Source organism: Micromonospora sp. NPDC005163 (genome assembly GCF_053599835.1).
Genome location: NZ_JBSFYP010000005.1, coordinates 132944 through 150862, shown reverse-complemented (window position 1 = coordinate 150862; position 17919 = coordinate 132944). Strand labels below are relative to the sequence as shown.

The following is a 17919-nucleotide window of genomic DNA, read 5'->3' as shown; positions in this document are numbered from 1 at the left end:
CGTCGGGGAACCCTACGCCCATGAGCAGTTACCGTGATCCAGCCCCGCGGGGCGACGTGTTCCCCTCGGAGGAGGAGCTGGACCCGACCGGCAGTGGTGTCGAGCCGGCCAGCGCCCCGCCGGGCGCCCGGTCGCAGAGCCATCCGGCACCCACGCCCGGGCCCCGCCCGACACCGGCACCCGCGCCAGCACCGACGCCGGTGCCGGCGCCCGGGCCTCCGCCACGCGCCCCCGGCGCCGAGCCGCGGTCGATCGTGACCCGGCATCTGGACGGTTCAGTGGAGGTGGCCACCGATCTCGACGGCGACGGCGTCGCCGACATCGTCCAGGTCGACCTGGACGGCGACGGAGTAGCCGACGTCACCTATGTGGACAGCGATCGGGACGGCCGGCTGGACACCGTGCTGCGCGACCCGGGCATGATCGGGACGGGCGGCGGGGCTCACCGAGGCTCGTGAGCGGGCTCAGAGCTTCGCCATCACCTCGCTGGCGACCAGCTCGAGGTGCTCCAGGTCGCTGAGGTCCAGCACCTGGAGGTAGATCCGCTGGCTGCCGATCTCCGCGTACCGGCCGATGGTGTCGAGGACCTCGGCGGGCGTGCCGGCCACGCCGTTGGCCCGCAGCTCGTCCGGGTCGCGGCCGATGGCGGCGGCCCGGCGGGCCACCTCGGCGTCGTCCCGGCCACAGCAGACCACCAGGGCGTTGGACCAGACCAACTCGGCCGGGTCCCGACCGATCTCGGCGCACGCCGCGCGGACCCGGTCGAACTGCGCCGCCGTGTCGGCCGTCGACGCGAACGGCAGGTTGAACTCGTCGGCGTAGCGGGCGGCCAGCCGGGGGGTCCGCTTCGGACCCATCCCGCCGAGCAGGATCGGCGGGCGGGGCTGCTGAACCGGCTTGGGCATGGCGGGCGAGTCACTGATCGGGTAGTACCGGCCGGCGTGGTCGAACCGCTCCCCCGGCGGCGTGGCCCAGAGCCCGGTGATGACCTCGAGCTGCTCCTCCAGCCGGTCGAACCGCTCGGCCAGGGCGGGGAACGGGATGCCGTACGCGGTGTGCTCGTCGGCGTACCAGCCGGTGCCGATGCCCAGCTCCACCCGGCCGCCGCTCATCTGGTCGACCTGCGCCACGGTGATCGCCAGCGGGCCGGGCAGCCGGAAGGTGGCAGCCGTCATCAGGGTGCCGAGCCGGATCCGGCTGGTGTCCCGGGCCAGGCCGGCGAGGGTGGTCCAGGCGTCGGTGGGGCCGGGATCACCGGTCACCTCGCCCATCATGAGGTAGTGGTCGGACCGGAAGAACGCACCGTAGCCGGCGTCCTCGGCGCAGCGTGCCACGGCGAGCAACTGGTCGTAGCTGGCGCCCTGCTGGGGTTCGGTGAAGATCCGCAATTCCATGCCCCGAGCATAGGAAGCCGGGCCCGGTGCCGCTCCGGTACGGCGGGCGCCGCTCATATGCTTTGACAGTCATATAACCACTGGGGCATATTGAGGTGGTGTCCGCCGACGTCTTCACCGTCCTCGCCGAGCCCACCCGGCGCCGGATCCTCGACCAGCTCCGCGACGCGGAGCGCAGCGTCGGCGAGCTGGTGGACAGCCTCGGGGTCAGCCAACCGGCCGTCTCGAAGCACCTGCGGGTGCTCCGCGAGGCCGGCTTCGTCTCCTGCCGGATCGCCGCTCGGCGACGCATCTACCGCCTCGACCCGGGCCCGCTGCGAGCGGTCGACGGATGGCTGGACCCGTACCGCCGGCTGTGGAACCGGCACCTGGACGCCCTGGAACGACACCTCGACAGTCAGGAGCAGTGAATGGACCGCAACGCCTTCCACCCGAGCCCACCTGGCGAGGTGCGCGCCGAGCCCGCAGACGGCGGCGCCACGCTGGTCTTCGTCCGCGACCTGCGGCACCCGCCGGCCACCGTCTGGGCGGCGCTGACCGACCCGGCACAGCTCGCCGAGTGGGCGCCCTTCCTCGCCGACCGGGACCTCGGCGTCCCCGGCGCCGCCGTGCTCACCATGGTCGACGGCGAAACCGCCATCCCGGCCTCGGCGACGGTCCGTCGGGCCGAGCCGCCGCACCTGCTCGAGTACACCTGGGGCGACGACCTGCTGCGCTGGGAGCTGAGCCCGCTGGGCACCGGCACCCGACTCACCCTGCGGCACACCGCCGCCGACCCGGGAATGCTGCCGATGGTCGCGGCCGGCTGGCACCTCTGCCTCGACGTGGCCGACCGGCTGCTCGACGGCGACCCGGTCGGCCCGATCCGGGGGGCCGAGGCCCTCGACTTCGGCTGGCCCGAGCTGCGCGACACGTACGCCGGCCGGCTCGACAAGGGCTGACCCGGCGACGCTGTCGCCTGCCACCGAGCCGGTACGAACTCCGGCCCGGTCAGACGTACGGGCGGGTGGCGTACGCGGTCCGGAGGGCGGCCAACCCGGCCGCTTTCGGCGACAGGGTGCCCCACCCGGAGTTGAAGTAGTTGGTCCGCACGATCCGGGGTCCACGCTCGGCGTTGAGCTTGGCGACGGCCGCCGGGACGGTGGCGATCCAGGCCGGTTGGTTCGGGATCTCGGCCGACCGCACTCCCCACTCCGCGATGATCACGGGCCGGGACAGCGCCACCGGCCCGAGGTCCGCCACCGCCCAGTCCTTCGTGCGACGGAACCGGGACAGCGCGGTGTCGTTGGCGTTGGTGGCGTAGACGTTCCACTGGAGGAAGTCCAGCCGGGACATCAGTGCCTCCGGGTGGGTGCGCTGGAAGCAGGCCCGGTCGAAGCCGCCGAGGCCGATTGAGAACGTCGTGCCGGCGGGCAGCGTCCGTGCCTTGAACCAGGTGAGGATGTAGTTCGTCGCCTGCACCGCGCGGGCGTCCGACTCGGCCCAGGTGTACGCCTTGCTGCCCTCGGTCGTGCCGAACTCGTGGTCCGTGTCCAGCTCCGAGGCGAGCTGGATGTTCACCGCGAACCCGAGCGTGCGGTACTGCGCCAGTGCGCGGTGGAGCAACCCGTCGCACTGGCCGTTGAGCACCTGGCCGTACCCGTACGCTTTCGGCCAGGTGGTGCCGGGGCGCTGCTGGATGATCATCGACGGCCCCGGCACGGTGTAGCTGGTGCCGTCCACGGTGAAGCTCTGCGGCCCGGCGTTCGGGGCGCCGTAGTGCTTCAACTCCAGAACCATGTTGATCTTTACCCCGGCCTTGCCCAGGTTGGTCAGCCAGGGCCGGTTGTAGCCGGGGAAGATGTAGCCGTCGGCGAAGCTGCGGTACTGGGTGAGCGAGCGGAAGTTGCCGCCGGCCATGTCGGCGGTGGGGTCGGCCCCGCCGGAGAGGTAGTAGCCACCGAGCACCGGCTGGTTCAGGGCGTAGTCGGCGGTGGCGGTCGCGGTGTGTCCGGCGGCGTCGCGGACCTGCACGGTGACCCGGGGCATCACGCCACCCCCCGGTACACGGCGACCGAGCCGTTGTCGGAGACCCGCGTCCAGGTACGTCCGGAGTCGTCGGTGACGGTCAGGGTGAGCGGGTCGATGACCGCGGTGACCTTGACGGGAGCGCTGCTGTTGCCCTGGGCGTCGGTGACCACGATGGTGACGGTCAGCGGTTTCGTGTCGGTGTCGGAGTAGGTGACGGTCAGCAGCATCTGGTCACCCGGCGAGTAGGCGGATGCGCTCAGGGCTGCGATCGCGGCGGGAGCGGCCATGTCGGGGCCCTCTCTCTGCTTCGGTCGCCGGGCCGTCGCCATGCTGCCGGGGTGTAGACGACCCTGTCCCGATGGGCGATGGCCGTACGCGTGGTCAGGCCGGCGGCTGTGCCGTGTCCGCCACGGCGGCGAGGCCGGGCTGGGTGAAGGCGGCGCCGGTGCGGACGGTGCTGTCCCCGCCGGGCCGGAGGACTGGGATGTGGCCCGCCATCCGCAGCCTCTCCACCTGCCCCAACAGTGCTCTACCAGGGGCTTTACCGTCTTGTCCGGTATGCGACAGCGCCCGGGACGCGCCTACCGACGGACCCTGGCCGTGACCAGGGCGGCTGTCCGGCGCTCCGGCGCGGCGTGCCGGGGTTCAGCGGACACATTCGCAAGCTTGGACGGCAACTCGGCTGGATTGTGCGGGTTTCCGCTGCGGATACCATGCGGTCGTCTCCGTCAGGCGCGACCGGAAAAGGTGCCGAGTGCTCAAGACGGCGAGAAGAGTCACCACGACGATGAGCATCTGGCGTCAGGGCCTGTGGCGGTACCGCCTGACCACCGCTGGCGTCGGCCTGGCGGCCCTGAGCGTGGCGACCGCCGTGCACAACCCACCGCTGGCGCTCAGCGTCGCGGCGGCCACCGCCGGCGCGCTCGTCTCGGCGATGGAGATCTGCGGCAACCGCCGACGGGCCCGGCAGTTCCGCTTCCACCCGCGCGACGGCGACGATTACCGGGACATCGCCGAGCAGGCCACCGACCCCAAGCGGGTGCTGGAGAACGCCCACAGCACCGGCGTCGTCCGGATCGCCGAGAGTGCCCGGCTGCGCAACCTACGGATCCGCTGCGAGGTGACGCCGACGAGCTACCTGCTCGGTCGGGACCTCCGACGCTGGTCGTTCGACTTCCTGGCCCGGCACGCCCGCACCGCGGCCATGCACAACGCCGCAGTGCTGGGCCTCGCCGCCGACCTGCCGACCGGCACCGACGACCGGGTGGTCACGCTACGGCCCGCGCGGTACTTCGACTTCTTCTGCAGCAACCTGCTCGCCGCCTACGACGTCTACGAGGCCGGCCGGGACACTTTGGCGCTGCGCGGGCGAGACCTCATCCTCGACCATCGCGGCCGGTTGCGGGGGTTCGCCGACAGCCGGCTGGCCAACGTCGTGGGGGTCTCCACCCTGGCGTTCACCATCGACGGGCAGCTGCTGCTCGTCGCGCAGACCCGGGACAACGTAGGCAGCCCGGGGCTCATCGCCCCCTCCGGCTCCGGTTCCCTGGAACCGCAGGACGCGTCGGCGACGCCCACCGCGCCGAGCCTGCAGGAGGTCGTCATCGGCGGCGCGCTGCGGGAGCTGCGCGAGGAGTGTCACCTCGAACCGAACGAGATCGCCGAGAGTGGCGTCCTCGGTTACGGCCGGTGGATGAGCCGCGGCGGCACTCCCGAGTTCTGCACGGTGACCCTGCTCAAGGTCACCGCCGAGCAGGTGCTGCGCCGGACCGTCCGGTGGGCCGAACGGCCGTACGTCGGTGAGGTGCTGGCCGTCCACGTGCCACCCACCTCCGAGTGGGACCCGGACGCACCACTGACCCTGTTACCGACCGAGAACCGGCACAGCGCCTCCTGGCCGCTGGCCTTCTGCCTCTCCTGCCTCACCGACTGCATGACCGACGAGACGTGGCCACAGCGCGCCGCCATCGCGGCGGTCGTCGACCAGTGACGATCCACCCCGACCGCGCTCCACACCACGGTCACCAGCTCCCCCGCTGAGGTCGTCGGCGCCGAACGGCGTGCTCCGGGTCATCCTGGCCGAACAGGACGTCGAGGGCGGTACCGCTGTACGCGACGACCAGGCCGTTCGGTCACGTTACGTCGCTGCTACCGATGCCGGCCGCCGGTGAGCCGACTAGCGTTCCAGCTGTCAACATCATCTTCAAGGAGCAGCATCTGACGTGCGCAAACTGACGTACTACATCGCCACCAGCCTGGACGGGTTCATCGCCGCGCCGGACGGCGGGTCCGACTTCTTCGCGTTCGAGGGGGATCTGGCCGCGGCCATCCTGGCCGACTATTCCGAGACCCTGCCAACCCACGCGCGGGAGCCGCTTGGGATCGCCGCGGCGGCGAACACCACGTTCGACACGGTCCTCATGGGCCGCGCAACCTACGAACCTGCCCTGGCCATCGGCGTCACGAGCCCGTACGCCCACCTGCGGCAGTACGTGTTCTCCCGGACCCTCGACCAGCGCGATCCGTCGGTGCAGATCGTTGCCGACGAGCCGGCGGAGTTCGTCCGCGCGCTCAAGCGCCAGGACGGGATGGGCATCTGGCTCTGCGGCGGGGCGACGCTCGCCGGCCAACTCGTGGACGAGATCGACGAACTGGTCATCAAGCGGTACCCGGTCGTCCTCGGCTCCGGCATTCCCCTGTTCCGGGCGCCCTTCGCCGTGGCGAGCTTCGCATTGCGTGACTCCCGGGTGTTCAACACCGGCACGACCATCTCCACCTATGTCAAGCACTGAAAGAGGACCGATGCTGTTCCGCGCCACCACCGAGGCCGACCTCGACCGGGTCACCGGCTTTCCCATCGACGACGGGGTCAGCACGATCGACGCTGACCGCTACCTCGACGAACTGGGTCAGGGCATGTACCGGCCGGAGTGGACCTGGATCGCCGAGGACGAGCAGCGGGTGGTCGGCCGCGCGCTGTGGTGGGGGCAGGCGTCCAGCGCCCACCCGGTCGCCCTGGACTGCCTGCACGTCGACGCGTCGGTCGCCGACCCTACGGGGGTCGCGGTCGGTCTGCTCACCGCGGGCCTGCGGGCGTTCGCGCGGGACGGCGCGCCGAAGCCTCCGCTGTACAACCTGACCCTGCCCAACGACTGGCGGGACGATGAGCCCGTCGCGGCGGCGGTGGCGTGGCGGCGGGACGCGGCGCTCGCGGTCGGGCTGACCGACGAGGTGGAGCGGCTGCGGCTGGAGTGGACGCCCGAGGTTGGTGTGCCCACCTCCAGCGGCAGGCTCGTCTTCTCCGAGGGCTCCGACGACGAGTTCCTCGACGTGTTCCGCCGGATCGCGGTGGGCAGCCTGGACAGGGAGACCCGCCGGAACCTGGCGGTCAAGAGCCCGGAGGTCACCGCCCGGGAGGAGATGGACTTCTACCTGGACTGCCCGGGCGAGCGGGCGTGGTGGCGGCTGGTCCACACGACCGATGGGACGCTCGCCGGGCTGGCGATTCCGTCCGCGACGCCGTACAACCGCAACGTCGGCTACCTGGGCGTCGTCCCCGAGCTGCGCGGGCGTCGCTACATCGACGACGTGCTCGCCGAGATCACCCGGTTCCACGCCGAGCAGGGGGCCGAGCTGATCACGGCCACCACCGACACGACGAACGTGCCGATGGCCGCTGCGTTCGCGCGCGCCGGTTACCGGGTCGCGCAGATCCGATTGCTCTACTCCGCGCCCGAGTCATGACGAGAGCATCGAGGCGAGGTCGGTGCGCGAGGTGACACCGAGCTTGGGAAACGCCCGGTAGAGGTGGTGCCCCACGGTGCGTGGGCTCAGGAACAGTTGCGTGGCGATCTCCCGGTTGGTCGCGCCCGTCGCGGCCAACCGGACCACCTCGCGTTCCTGGGGGCTCAGCCGGCTGAGCGGTCCGCCCAGGGAGGGCTCCGCCACCTCGCCGCTGGCCCGCAACTCGGCCCCGGCCCGCCGGGCCCACGGCTCGGCGCCGAGCGCCGCGAAGGTGTCGAGAGCGTCCCGCAGGTGGCCGCGCGCTTCGAGTTTCCGGCGCGCGCGGCGCAGCCACTCCCCGTAGAGCAGCCCGGTGCGGGCCTGATCGAAGGCGCTGCCGTCGCCGTGCAGCCGGACGGCCGAGGCGAAGTGCTGCTCCGCCTCGGCGTCCGGCGTGGTCAGGGCACGGCAGCGGTGGGCCAGCGCGGCGAGCGCCCGACGGCCGGTGGCCTCGGCCCACTCGTCGAGCAGACGCGCCGGTTCGGCGGCCCGCTCGGGTCGACCGGCGCGTACTGCCGCTTCGACGAGATCGGGCAGCAGGAACGCGCCGAACAACCGGTGACCCGAGGCCACTCGCGCCGCCTCGAACCGTTGCAGCGCCACGTCCGCGCGGCCGAGGCCCAGGTCGAGCAGGCCCAGCGCCCACAGGGCGTCCGCCGTTGCCCGGCCGACGCCGCGCGGCTGCGTGTACGCCATCGCGTCGCCCGCCAACCGCCCGGTCTGCTCCTCCTCGCCCCGTACGGCCGCCAGGACCGCCAGGACGGCACGCACGTGGGCGGCTCGGTGGCGCAGGTCGTACCCCTCTGCCAGCCGCATCCCCTCGGCGGCGTGCGCGGACGCGTCGTCGAGCCGCCCGAGGGTCAGCTCCACCCGGGCGAGCAGGTGCAGTGCGGTGGGCAGCCACCCGCCCATGCCGTTGTCCCGGCAGTGCTCGACCGCCTCGGCCGCGATCTCGTACGCGATCTCGTCATCGGCGGCCAGGTGGCAGTAGATCCCGGTCATCAGCCGGTCCATGAACCCGGTGTCGGTTCGGCCGCGCGCCGCCACGAGCGATCGGAGCGCGCGCAGGGCACCGGGCACGTCGTCGGCGAGCAGGCGGGCCGGCACGGCCAGCACCGGCTCGGAGGGGGCTTGTTCCGCGGCCGCCGCGATCAGCTCCGCGTTTCCCGAGGAGAAGGCGGCGTGCAGAGCGTCCACCAGCAGCGCGGGGAGTTTGTCAGGCCGCTGGGCGCCGATCTGGTCGGCGCAGTCGAGCAGCATCCGGCCGGCGACGTCGGGGCTGCCGTACCCCAGCTCCACCACCGCCCGGACCCGCGCCAGGTCCGCCGCCAGGCCCGGGTCCTGCGGCGCCGCCTCGACCATCGCCGCGAGCCGGCCGCCCCGCTCGTCCTGGCCAGCGTCGGCGGCGACCTGTGCGGCGGCGATGAACCGGCGGGCCTGGCCTTCCGGCTCGGCCGTGAGCTGGGCCGCCCGCTCGTACGCCGCGGACGCCGACGCGAGCGCCTGCCGGCCGCCGGCCCAGATCGCGACCCGCTCCAACTCGTCGGCGACCCGCTCGTCCGGCCCGGTGGCTGCGGCGGCCAGCTGCCAGGCGCGCCGATGCGCGTGCTCGGGCGCGACGAGCGCGGCCGCCAGCGCCCGGTGGGCGGCGACCCGGTCGGCGAACGGGCTGCCCTGGTACGCCGCGTACCGGATCAGCGGATGCCGGAAGCGCAGCGTGTCGCCGGTCAGCACGATGAGGCCGGTGCGCTCGGCCGGCGCCAGGTCATCGATCGTTGCAGTCGCGGCCCGCAGGATCAGGTCGAGTGTTCCGGTGTCGTCCGCGGCGGCCGTCAGCAGCAGGGCCCGGGTGGCCTCGGGGAGCCGGCGGATCTGATCCAGGAAGGCGTCCTGCACCCGGTTCGACGGTGCGGAAAGCGTCAACGGGCTGAGCTGACCGGCGCGCTGTGTCGGTGTCAACGCGGCGGAGAGTTCCCGCAGCGCGAGCGGGTTGCCCTGCGCCTCCTCCATGATCCGCTGGCGCACGTACGGCGACAGGTCCACGACCAACGCCGCGGCCGCCTCCGGGTCGAGTCCCGCGAGGTGCAGCGCGGGAATCCCGCCGACCCCGGCCACGCCGGCGGCCTCCCGGGCGGCGAAGATCAGCACGACGCCCTCGGCCTGCAACCGGCGGGCGGCGAACGCCAACGCGTCGACCGACGCCCGGTCGAGCCACTGCACGTCGTCGACCAGGCAGAGCAGCGTTCCCTCGCCGGCGACCTCGGACAGCATGCTGAGCACGGCCAGGCCGATGACGAACCGGTCGCGCACCGTGTCGTCGGTGAGCCCGAAGACGGCACGCAGGGCCCGGGCCTGCGGGCCGGGCAGCTGGTCGACGAGGTCCATGGCCGGCAGGAACAGCTGGTGCAGGCCGGCGAAGGCCAGCTCGGTCTCCGATTCCAGGCCGTCGACTCGCAGCACCCGCATGTCGGACGCGCGAGCGGCGGCGTAGTCCAGCAGGGCTGTCTTGCCGATGCCGGCGTCACCGTGGATCAGCAGAACACTGCTCGCGCCGGCCCGGGCGTCACCCAGCATCCGGTCGATCCGGTCGCGTTCCGCCGCCCGGCCCTGCACCACGTACCCCCGTCGTCACCGATCCCACCGGCCGTCGTGCCGGCAACGCGAAGCGGTGCAGCCGCAGGTCAGGTGCCTCTTCGAGGCACCTGAATCTAGCTCAGCAATGTGCCCGGCGGAGAACGGACCCCCGGCAGGGGCCGTCACTGCGGCGCGGTGCCCCGGACCGCCCAGGCGCGTGCCGTGAGCCGGATCGAGCCGTCGGGCTCCACCGGCAGCCGGGCGGCCAGCAGGTCCCGCAGGGCCGCGCGGGCCGGGTCGGCCAGCGTCGTCACGTACGTCGGAGCGGCGCCCTGCCCGCCGAGGAACGGCGTCCAGTAGTCGGCCAGGTCGGTGAAGGTGGTGGGCACCTCGACCGGCCGGACCGACACCTGCCCCAGACCGGCGTCCACCCACAGCTCCCGGAGGGCGTCGGGCTGGCACACCGTGAAGCGGTGCCCCTCGTCCAGCCCCGCCGCGACCGGGTCGAGCTGCGCGGCGGCCGCCCAGAAGTGGCGCATCATCGCCATGCCGTCGGCGTAGTCCCAGACGTAGGCCGCCACCGCACCCGCCGGTCGGACCACCCGGGCGAACTCGGCCACCGCCCGCGCCGGCTCCGGCACGAAGTTGAGCGCCAGACCGCTGACCACCACGTCCACGGCCGGGTCGGACAGCGGCAACGCGCGGGCGTCCCCGACCTGGAAGGTTGCCCGACCACCGGCGACCCGGGCATGCGCGCTGGCGACGAACCCGGCCGACCGGTCCACTCCGATCACCCGGACGGGGTCGGCGTCGGCGAGGATCGTCGAGGTCAACGCGCCCGTGCCGCAGCCCACGTCCAGCCAGTGCCTCCCGGGCGGTACGTCCAGCCCGCGCAGGAAATCGGCCGCGACCGGGCGGCTCCACCGGCCCACGTACGCCTCGTACGCGTCACCGTCCGCCCACACCGGCTGCGCCATGCCGGAACGATACGACAGCTGCGGTCGCCCAATGACCCGCCGATGCGTCGGCGATCCTGACCAGCGACGCGATCTCGTCGCGGCCGCCCCCTCCGAGCGGTCGCTGTTGTGAGCGATATACCTCTGAGGCATAAATATGCCCCTGAGGTATATCGCTCATCGAAGGACCATGCCGGGCGTCGCGTCAGCCCCTCTCGTGGATCTTGGCGAGTTTCGCGGCGAACTCGGCGTCGGTGAGCGCGCCCCGCTGGTGTTGCCGGGTGAGCGCATGGATGTCGCGCCGCTTGTCGGAGGTTTGCCGACCGGGGGACGCGCCTGTCCAGCGGGCTCCGGCGGATGTGGACGTCGGCCGGGCACCGGAGGCGGAGGAAGGCTGCGCTGGTCGCCCGGTGCCGGGCGCCTGCCCCCGGCGGCGCGCCTCACGAAGATGTGCCTGCAGTGTCGCCAGGATCTCGTCGTAGTGCTCCGGCCAGGTGGCCAACCGGCCCAGTTCGGGCCGGAACGTGAACGGGCGGAAGAGGTCGCCGCGCTGCAGCGGTGTCTGCACCGACCCCCGTCGGTCCGTTCGACGACGATCGCGGCACGGCCCATGTCCAGGCCCGCAATGGCCACGCGAACAAGGCAGCCGCGCGGGGCCACGGGCCGGACAGCCCGTGACCCCGCGCGGGGAACTACCTAGAGACGCGCCGCACCGGCCGCGGCGGCCTCCTGGTAAGCGGAGGTACGGCGGGCCTCCGCCCGCTGCGCTCCGGCGTCCTCCCGGTCCGCGACGGCCGCGGACCGGGCCGACCGGGAGGTGGTGGCAACCGCCTGGTCACCGGTCACGCCGCCGCGGATCCGGTTGTTCGCGGCCACCTGGGCAGCCGGGTTGTTGGACGTCACGGTCAACGTGCCGTCGATGATGTTGTCGTCGACGGTGACGCCGCCGGTGGTGTTGGTGATGCTGACGTCCCGGCCCCAGTAGCCGCCGGAGGCGCAGCTGTCGAGGGTGCCGTTGGGGCCCACCTGCACCCCACCCAGGTTCCCGGAGAAGGTGGCCCGGCCCCGGACCGCACTGCCACACACGACGCTGCCGGTGGCGCTGTTCAGCACCGACAGCGTGCCGTCGACGAACGAGTCGTGCACATCGGTGTAGTACGTGCCGGTGGTGGTGAGGTTGCGTTCCACCTGGGTGCCGCGGTCGAGCCGGACCTCACCGGCGCCGGCGTTGACGGTACCGACGATTGTGGACTGCTCCACGAACAGGAAGCTGTCGATGGTCGCGGCCCCCTTCGGCCGCACCGTCACGTTGCCGGTCCGGGCGTCCCTCAGGAAGGCGCCGTAACCGCCGGCGGCCAGCACCACCTGGCCGACGATCGTCGTGTCGGTGGCGTCCAGGTATCCGTCCGCGGCGACGCGTACCTCGCCGCTGACGTTGCCACCGGTGACGACCAGGTTGCCGCCGGCGGCGACGGTGACGTTTCCGGTGATCGTGGTGCCGGTGAGCGCGCAGGACTCGCCGGCCGGCACGTACAGGTCGTTGGGCACCGTCACCGCACCACCGGTGCCGATGCAGTGGGTGACCAGGTCGGCGTGCGCGCTGGGCGCCACCGCCAGCACCGAGGCGGTGATGACGGCGCTCACGGTGGCCAGCTTGGCGACGGTACGTCTGGGCATCGCTGTACTCCCTGTCGATGAGGTTCGGTGACTCATGCGCCGACGTCCGATCGGGCTGCGGCCCGGACGATGGCGCCCTGCTGCCGCAGGGTGAGGGTGCCGCCGGCCACCAGGGTCGCGGTGACCGCTTCGACGTGCCGGACGAAAGCGGCGTGCCCGTCGTAGGCGGCGCCTTCGTCGATCAGATCGTTGATGGTGCAGCCGTCGCCGGTGTCGACGTTGGCGACGCCGGTGTCGTCGCCGTCGATGATCACTCTGGCCCGGGTGTCCGAGTCGGGGCAGGCGTCGGTGCCGTCCGCGACCACCGTGAACGTCGCCGACCGCTCGGCGGAGGCGTTCCCGGCGACGTCCGTCGCCCGGTAGCGCAGGGTGTGCGCCCCGGTGGTACGGACGGAGACCGGTCCGGCGTACGGGGTCCAGGCGGCGGTGTCGACCGCGTACTCGATCGAGGCGACACCTGAGTCGTCGTCGGTCGCCGTGATGGTCACCGTCGCACGGCCGACGTACGCGCCGTCGTCGTCCTGCTCGCCGGTGACCGTGGCGGACACCGTGGGCGGGGTGCTGTCCTCGGCCTGCGGCTCGACGACGGTGAAGTGGGCCATCTGTTCGGCCGACGTGTTCCCGGCCACGTCGGTCGCGCGGTAGTGCAGCATGTGCATGCCGGCCTCGGCGACCACGATCGGTTGGGAGTACGCGGTGAAGGCGGCCCCGTCCAACGAGTACTCGATCGAGGCGACACCCGAATCCGCGTCGGTGGCGGCCAGCGTGGCGGTGGCCGTACCGATGTAGTTGCCGTCGTCGTCCCGATCGCCGGCCAGGTCGGCCGTCACCACCGGTGGGGTGGTGTCCTCATCGCTCGGCTCGACGATCCGGAACGACACCGAGCCGACCTCGCTCGTGTTGCCCGCCTGGTCGGTGGCGCGGAACTGCACCGAGTGGTCGCCAACGGCGGTGACCGGCACGGGCTGCGTGTACGGCAGGAAGCTCGTGTCATCGACCTGGTACTCGACGGTTTCCACGCCCGATGCGGCGTCGGTGGCCGTGACGGTCACCGTGGCCGTACCGATGTAGTTGCCGTCCTGGTCGCGGTCGCCGGCCACCGTGGCGGAGACTGCCGGCGGCGTGGTGTCGCCGCCTCCGCCGCCGTCGGTGACCACCAGTTCGCCGACCATCTGGCTGTGGCCGGGGATGGAGCAGAAGTAGCGGTACCTGCCCGGGGTCAGGGTCACCGTCGCCTGGTGCCGCCCGTCGTTCACGTCGAACGGGTTGGCCAGGATGTTGAGCGTGACGTCGTGGTTGTAGCCGTCGGTGGTGGTGTCGAAGGTCAGCGTGTGCGGCATCCCGGTGGTGTTGCCGGTGGCCGCGCTGTTCTCCCAGATGATCGTGGTCGCTCCGGCCACCGCCTGGGTGGGCGCGGACTTGTAGCGGGTGATGTCGTCGTCGGCGGTCCAGGTCAGCACCTGTTCCGCGACGCGCGGGGCGGCGGAGGCGGGCGCACCGGCCAACGGGGTCACCGTGAGCAGGAGCGCCGCCAGCGCGGCCGTCAGTCGTCGGATCATGGATCCTCCTAGAGCTCGCGCACGCGGATGTTGCGGAACTCGATCAGATCGTTGTCGCCGTGGTTCTGGAGCCCGATGAAGCCGCTGAGGAACTGCCGCAGATCGGTCGGCGGGTCACCCGCGCGGGAGGACTGCTTGCCCGGCGTGTTGTCGAACTCGTTGATCACCACACCGTTGCGGATCATCGTGTAGTGCTGCCCGACCACGCGGATCTCGTAGTCGTTCCACTGGTCCTTCGGGGTGACGCCGGCCTGGGCGAGCGGCACCGGATCGAAGTTGTAGACCGAGCCGGTCTTCTGCGGCTCGCCGGTCTCACCGTCGTAGATCTGGATCTCGTGGCCGCAGTAGATCGCCACCCACGCCTGCGAGGTTCGGGCCGATCCGACGGTGCCGCAGCTGCCCGGTGGGCGTTGCTCCAGCGGGATCCGCGGGTCCGGGAACCGGGTGAAGACGCCGGTGTTGGCCCGGCCGGTACCGGGCGCGATGTCGCGGAACTGCACCTTCAGCGAGAAGTCGGCGAGTTCCCTGGTGTGCCAGAGCATGCCCAGGCCACCACTGGACCGCAGCGAGCCGTCCGGCTGGATGCCGAACGATCCGGACGGCGCCTGCTGCCAGCCGAGCAGCGACTCGGCGGTGCCGTCGAAGAGCGGCTCGTACCCGGTGCGACCATCCCGGCCGATCTCGGACGCGGCAGCCAGGCGGGTCAGCGTGCCGGCTTCGCGGGCGGTGAGCAGGCCGTCGTCCTGGAGCGTGTCGGTCACCGCGGTCACGTGCCGGACGAAGCTGTTGTGGTCGGCCCAGGTGCTCTCGTCGTCGATCAGGTCGTTGCTGGTGCAGCCCTGCCCGACCGTGCGGCTAGGCACCTTGGTGTCCGTGTCCCCGAGCCACACCGTGGCCCGGTTGTCCGGCACTGCGCAGCCCACCGTGACCGTGGTCTGCACCGTCGCCGTCTCACCGTCGGCGTATTTGACGGTCAGCTTCGCCGTGTAGGTGCCGACCCGGGCGTACGTGTGCCGAGGGTTCGCCTCGGTCGACGTGGCGCCGTCGCCGAACTCCCACCGGTAGCTGACCCCGCCGGAGCGGGACCCGTTGAAGGCCATGGTCAGCGGCTTGTTCTGAACGGCGACCGAGCTGGCGGCCGGTGCCGGGGTGGGTGCGCCGCCGGTGTAGGTGATCCGGATGAGCTTCTGGTTGGGGTGCAGGCTGAAGAAGCCGCCTCCGTAGTCCAGCAGGTAGAGCGCGCCGTCCGGGCCGAACTTGGCGTCCATCCAGCTCTGCAGTCGAGCATCGCCGTTGCCGCCCGGGATGATGGCCCGCAGCGACTCGGCGAACACCGGCGGGGCCGCGGTGGGTACGCCAGCCGGGTCGACGGTGACCGCGACGCGGTTGTTCGGGTTCGACTGGTCACCGATGAGCCACTTGCCGTCCCAGTGCGCCGGCCACGCCACGCCGCTGGTCGTGTCGACCAGATCGCGGTGGTAGGTCGGACCGGACATGATGGCCTGACCGCCGCCGCGGAGGTACGGCTGGGTGTAGGTGGCGTCGGCGGCGACGTAGGTCGGGAGCCCGCTGCCGTCGGTCCGCTCCGGGAACACCGGACCGCCGCCGTCCGGGGAGTACCAGATCATGTTGTCCCGGGCCGGCGGGATGTCCACCAGGCCGGTGTTGCGCGGCGACTCGTTCTTCAGGTTGTCGCAGTCGTACCAGCCGGTCAGCACGGTCGCGTCGGTGCTGCTGCGGTCCCGGTACGGCTGCCGGTTGCCCATGCAGTACGGCCAGCCATGGTTGCCGGCCGAGGTGATGATGGTCGCGGTCTCGTACTTGGCCGGGCCCAACGTCGGGCTGGGCGACGAGGCGTCGGGCCCCACCCAGCCGGCGGTCAGCCACTGGTGCTTCGGGTCGACCTGGAGGCGGGCGATGTTCCGCACGCCCATCACGTAGATCTCCGGTCGGGTCTTCTCGGTGCCCGGTGGGAACAGGTTGCCCTCCGGGATGGTGTACGTGCCGTCCGCCTCCGGGTGGATCCGGATGATCTTGCCGGCGAGGTCGTTGGTGTTGCCCGAGGTGCGGCGGGCGTCCTGGAACGAGATCCCCTGGTACTCCTGGGTCCAGTTGTTGCCGGAGTAGCCCTGCGAGCCCTCGGAGGAGTTGTTGTCGCCGGACCCCACGTACAGGTTGCCCTTGGCGTCGAACGCCATGCCGCCACCGGCGTGGCAGCAGCTGTGGATCTGCACCGGGAACTGCAGCAGGTCCTTGCGGGTGGCCTGGTCGATGGTCTGGGTCTCGCGGTCGTAGGTGAACCGGGAGATGGTCCGCTGCCCGACCCGCTTGACCCGGTCGACCGACTCGTGCGGCATCCAGTAGACGTAGAGCCAACCGTTCTCGGCGAACGTGGGGTCGGGCACGATGCCGAGCAGACCCTCCTCGTTCTTCACCAGCTCGGAGCCGCTGCCCCGGTTACCCATCACCTCGAGGGTCGTGAGCAGTTTGGCCTGCTTGGTGCGCGGGTCCCACGAGTGGATGGTGCCGCAGCCCAGGCCGACGTTCGGGTTGTTCCAGTCCGCGACGGGGCCGCTCGGGCAGGCCGCCTTGCCGACGTAGAACACCGTGCCGTCCGGGGCGATGGTCAGCCCGTGCGGCTCGCCGATCTGGTCCAGTTGCCCGGTCTGGTTGGCCGCGGTGAGCCGCTCGACCTTGTAGTTCGCGGCGATCGTCGCCTGGCAGTCACCGCGCTCCAGGCCGGTGGTCCACTTGAGTGCCCCGGTCAGGTGCGTGCGGAACGCCGCCTCGCCGTAGCTGCCCTCGGTGTGGCCCATGCCGGTGTAGAACGACCGACCGCCGTCGTAGTCCCGGCACCAGGACACCGGGTGGAACGGCCCGTTGGCGCCCGGTCCGGCGTTGTAGTGGCGCTCCTCGACCTGGGCGACGGTGTGCACCGTGCCGATCGGGTTCGGGTCCCAGTTCTCCCACCGGTCCGACCGGGTGAGCGTCATCGGCAGCGACGCCGTCGCCGGGTGGTTGCGGTCCAGGATGTTGACGACCGCCCGGTTCACCGCCGGTGGCTCCGGTGGAGCTGTGCTGCCGGTGAACAGGCGCAGGTCGGCGAGCTGGGTCAGCGGTTCACCGCTGTTCGCGGTGATGTTCAGCCGGAAGTGCTTGAACTCCTGCGGGGTGGCGATGTCGAACCGCCGGGTCTGGAACCGCTCCGGGAAGGTCCGGCCAGTGCGTCGGTCCAGGTCGGACCAGCTCTGGCCGTCCGCCGAGCCCTGCAGGGTCCAGTCCTTCGGGTCGCGGCCGGAAGAGTCGTTCGCCGACGTCAGCGCGTACCCGGTGATCCGCTTGGCGGCGCTCAACTCGTACGCCACCCATGCCGTCGGGGTGCGGACGAGCCACTTCGTGCCGGAGTCGCCGTCGGTCAGCTTCTCCTTCGTCTCGTTCGGCGGGTTCTCGCCGCTGGCGGTCACCCGGGCCACCGGCTCGGCCACCGGGATGGCGCCCGCCGGGCGGGTGCCGATCAGACCGGTGAACCAGGCGGAGTCGACCTGCGCGCGGGCCGCGTCGGCGATGCCGACGAACCCGCCGCCGGCCTTCATGTAGCTCTGCAGCGCCGCTTCCTGGTCACGGTTGAGCGCGGCGCCGGTCGCGGAGAGAAAAACCACGCTGCGGTACGCGGACAGCCCGGCCGTGGTGAAGACGGCGGGGTCCGTGGTGGTCGTGACATCGATGTCATGACCGGCGCCAAGATCTCTGATCGCCTCCGCGGCGCGCGAAACCGGGTCCTGCTGCTCGGCCACCGGCCCGTGGAAGACGAGGACCGCTGTCTTGTTCTCCTGCGCCGCCTTGGACGCGGGTGCTTCCTTCGGTGCGGCTGCCGCTGCCGCCGTGCCCGGCAACAGCGTCGCGATGACCGCCGCCGCGGCCAGGGTTCGTCGTAGTTTTCGTGTCATCCCCATCCCCACTCTCGAT

The 17919-nt window shown here is 71.8% G+C and carries 16 protein-coding genes; 6 read left to right on the top strand and 10 right to left on the bottom strand.

Annotated elements, in window-relative coordinates; translation table 11 throughout:
- The first annotated feature begins 20 nt into the window (after positions 1-20).
- The gene (locus tag ACWD6N_RS06670) at positions 21-458 is read left to right on the top strand and encodes a hypothetical protein (RefSeq protein ID WP_354965497.1); all 438 of its coding nucleotides are present in this window, start codon (positions 21-23) and stop codon (positions 456-458) included.
- A 6-nt stretch (positions 459-464) separates the two neighbouring features.
- On the opposite strand, the gene ACWD6N_RS06665 is transcribed toward ACWD6N_RS06670, so the two are convergent.
- Positions 465-1394 carry an LLM class F420-dependent oxidoreductase gene (locus tag ACWD6N_RS06665; protein ID WP_354965498.1) on the bottom strand — a complete coding sequence of 310 codons (930 nt, stop codon included), beginning with the start codon at positions 1392-1394 and terminating at the stop codon, positions 465-467.
- A 98-nt stretch (positions 1395-1492) separates the two neighbouring features.
- On the opposite strand from ACWD6N_RS06665, the gene ACWD6N_RS06660 reads away from it, so the two are divergent.
- Complete coding sequence (locus ACWD6N_RS06660) at positions 1493-1804, top strand: ArsR/SmtB family transcription factor (RefSeq protein ID WP_354965499.1); 312 nt, start codon at positions 1493-1495, stop codon at positions 1802-1804.
- Complete coding sequence (locus ACWD6N_RS06655; protein WP_354965500.1) at positions 1805-2335, top strand: SRPBCC family protein; 531 nt, start codon at positions 1805-1807, stop codon at positions 2333-2335.
- Positions 2336-2384: 49 nt separating this feature from the next.
- Here the strand turns inward: ACWD6N_RS06655 and ACWD6N_RS06650 are convergent, their stop codons facing one another.
- The 3 genes from ACWD6N_RS06650 to ACWD6N_RS06640 all read right to left on the bottom strand — a co-directional run bounded on the left by ACWD6N_RS06650 (position 2385) and on the right by ACWD6N_RS06640 (position 3917).
- Positions 2385-3422 (bottom strand): hypothetical protein, encoded by a 1038-nt coding sequence (locus ACWD6N_RS06650; RefSeq protein WP_354965501.1) that lies wholly within the window; start codon positions 3420-3422, stop codon positions 2385-2387.
- Entirely contained in the window at positions 3422-3691 is a 270-nt protein-coding gene (locus ACWD6N_RS06645; protein ID WP_354965502.1) for a hypothetical protein, read from the bottom strand. The genes ACWD6N_RS06650 and ACWD6N_RS06645 overlap by 1 nt, the downstream gene beginning before the upstream one ends.
- A 94-nt stretch (positions 3692-3785) precedes the next feature.
- Complete coding sequence (locus ACWD6N_RS06640; RefSeq protein WP_354965503.1) at positions 3786-3917, bottom strand: hypothetical protein; 132 nt, start codon at positions 3915-3917, stop codon at positions 3786-3788.
- A gap of 274 nt (positions 3918-4191) precedes the next feature.
- Between ACWD6N_RS06640 and ACWD6N_RS06635 the strand changes: the two genes are divergently transcribed.
- From ACWD6N_RS06635 to ACWD6N_RS06625, 3 genes are all read left to right on the top strand, one after another.
- Positions 4192-5394, top strand: a complete 1203-nt coding sequence (locus ACWD6N_RS06635; RefSeq protein WP_354965504.1) for a hypothetical protein — start codon at positions 4192-4194, stop codon at positions 5392-5394.
- A 232-nt stretch (positions 5395-5626) separates the two neighbouring features.
- Complete coding sequence (locus ACWD6N_RS06630) at positions 5627-6196, top strand: dihydrofolate reductase family protein (RefSeq protein ID WP_354965505.1); 570 nt, start codon at positions 5627-5629, stop codon at positions 6194-6196.
- Positions 6197-6206: 10 nt separating this feature from the next.
- On the top strand, positions 6207-7148 hold the full coding sequence (locus ACWD6N_RS06625; protein WP_354965506.1) for a GNAT family N-acetyltransferase: 942 nt from the start codon (positions 6207-6209) through the stop codon (positions 7146-7148).
- Here ACWD6N_RS06625 and ACWD6N_RS06620 read toward each other — a convergent pair.
- From ACWD6N_RS06620 to ACWD6N_RS06595, 6 genes are all read right to left on the bottom strand, one after another.
- Positions 7143-9800, bottom strand: coding sequence for a LuxR C-terminal-related transcriptional regulator (locus tag ACWD6N_RS06620; RefSeq protein ID WP_354965507.1), 2658 nt, complete (start codon positions 9798-9800; stop codon positions 7143-7145). The genes ACWD6N_RS06625 and ACWD6N_RS06620 overlap by 6 nt on opposite strands.
- A 143-nt stretch (positions 9801-9943) precedes the next feature.
- A complete protein-coding gene (locus ACWD6N_RS06615) occupies positions 9944-10738 on the bottom strand; it encodes a class I SAM-dependent methyltransferase (RefSeq protein ID WP_354965508.1) in 795 nt (264 codons plus the stop codon).
- A 184-nt stretch (positions 10739-10922) separates the two neighbouring features.
- A complete protein-coding gene (locus tag ACWD6N_RS06610; RefSeq protein WP_354965509.1) occupies positions 10923-11285 on the bottom strand; it encodes a hypothetical protein in 363 nt (120 codons plus the stop codon).
- A gap of 128 nt (positions 11286-11413) precedes the next feature.
- Positions 11414-12394 carry a hypothetical protein gene (locus ACWD6N_RS06605; RefSeq protein WP_354965510.1) on the bottom strand — a complete coding sequence of 327 codons (981 nt, stop codon included), beginning with the start codon at positions 12392-12394 and terminating at the stop codon, positions 11414-11416.
- Between the two features lie 32 nt (positions 12395-12426).
- Positions 12427-13953 (bottom strand): OmpL47-type beta-barrel domain-containing protein, encoded by a 1527-nt coding sequence (locus ACWD6N_RS06600; RefSeq protein WP_354965511.1) that lies wholly within the window; start codon positions 13951-13953, stop codon positions 12427-12429.
- 8 nt (positions 13954-13961) lie between these two features.
- The gene (locus ACWD6N_RS06595; RefSeq protein WP_354965512.1) at positions 13962-17900 is read right to left on the bottom strand and encodes a ThuA domain-containing protein; all 3939 of its coding nucleotides are present in this window, start codon (positions 17898-17900) and stop codon (positions 13962-13964) included.
- Positions 17901-17919: the final 19 nt, after the last annotated feature.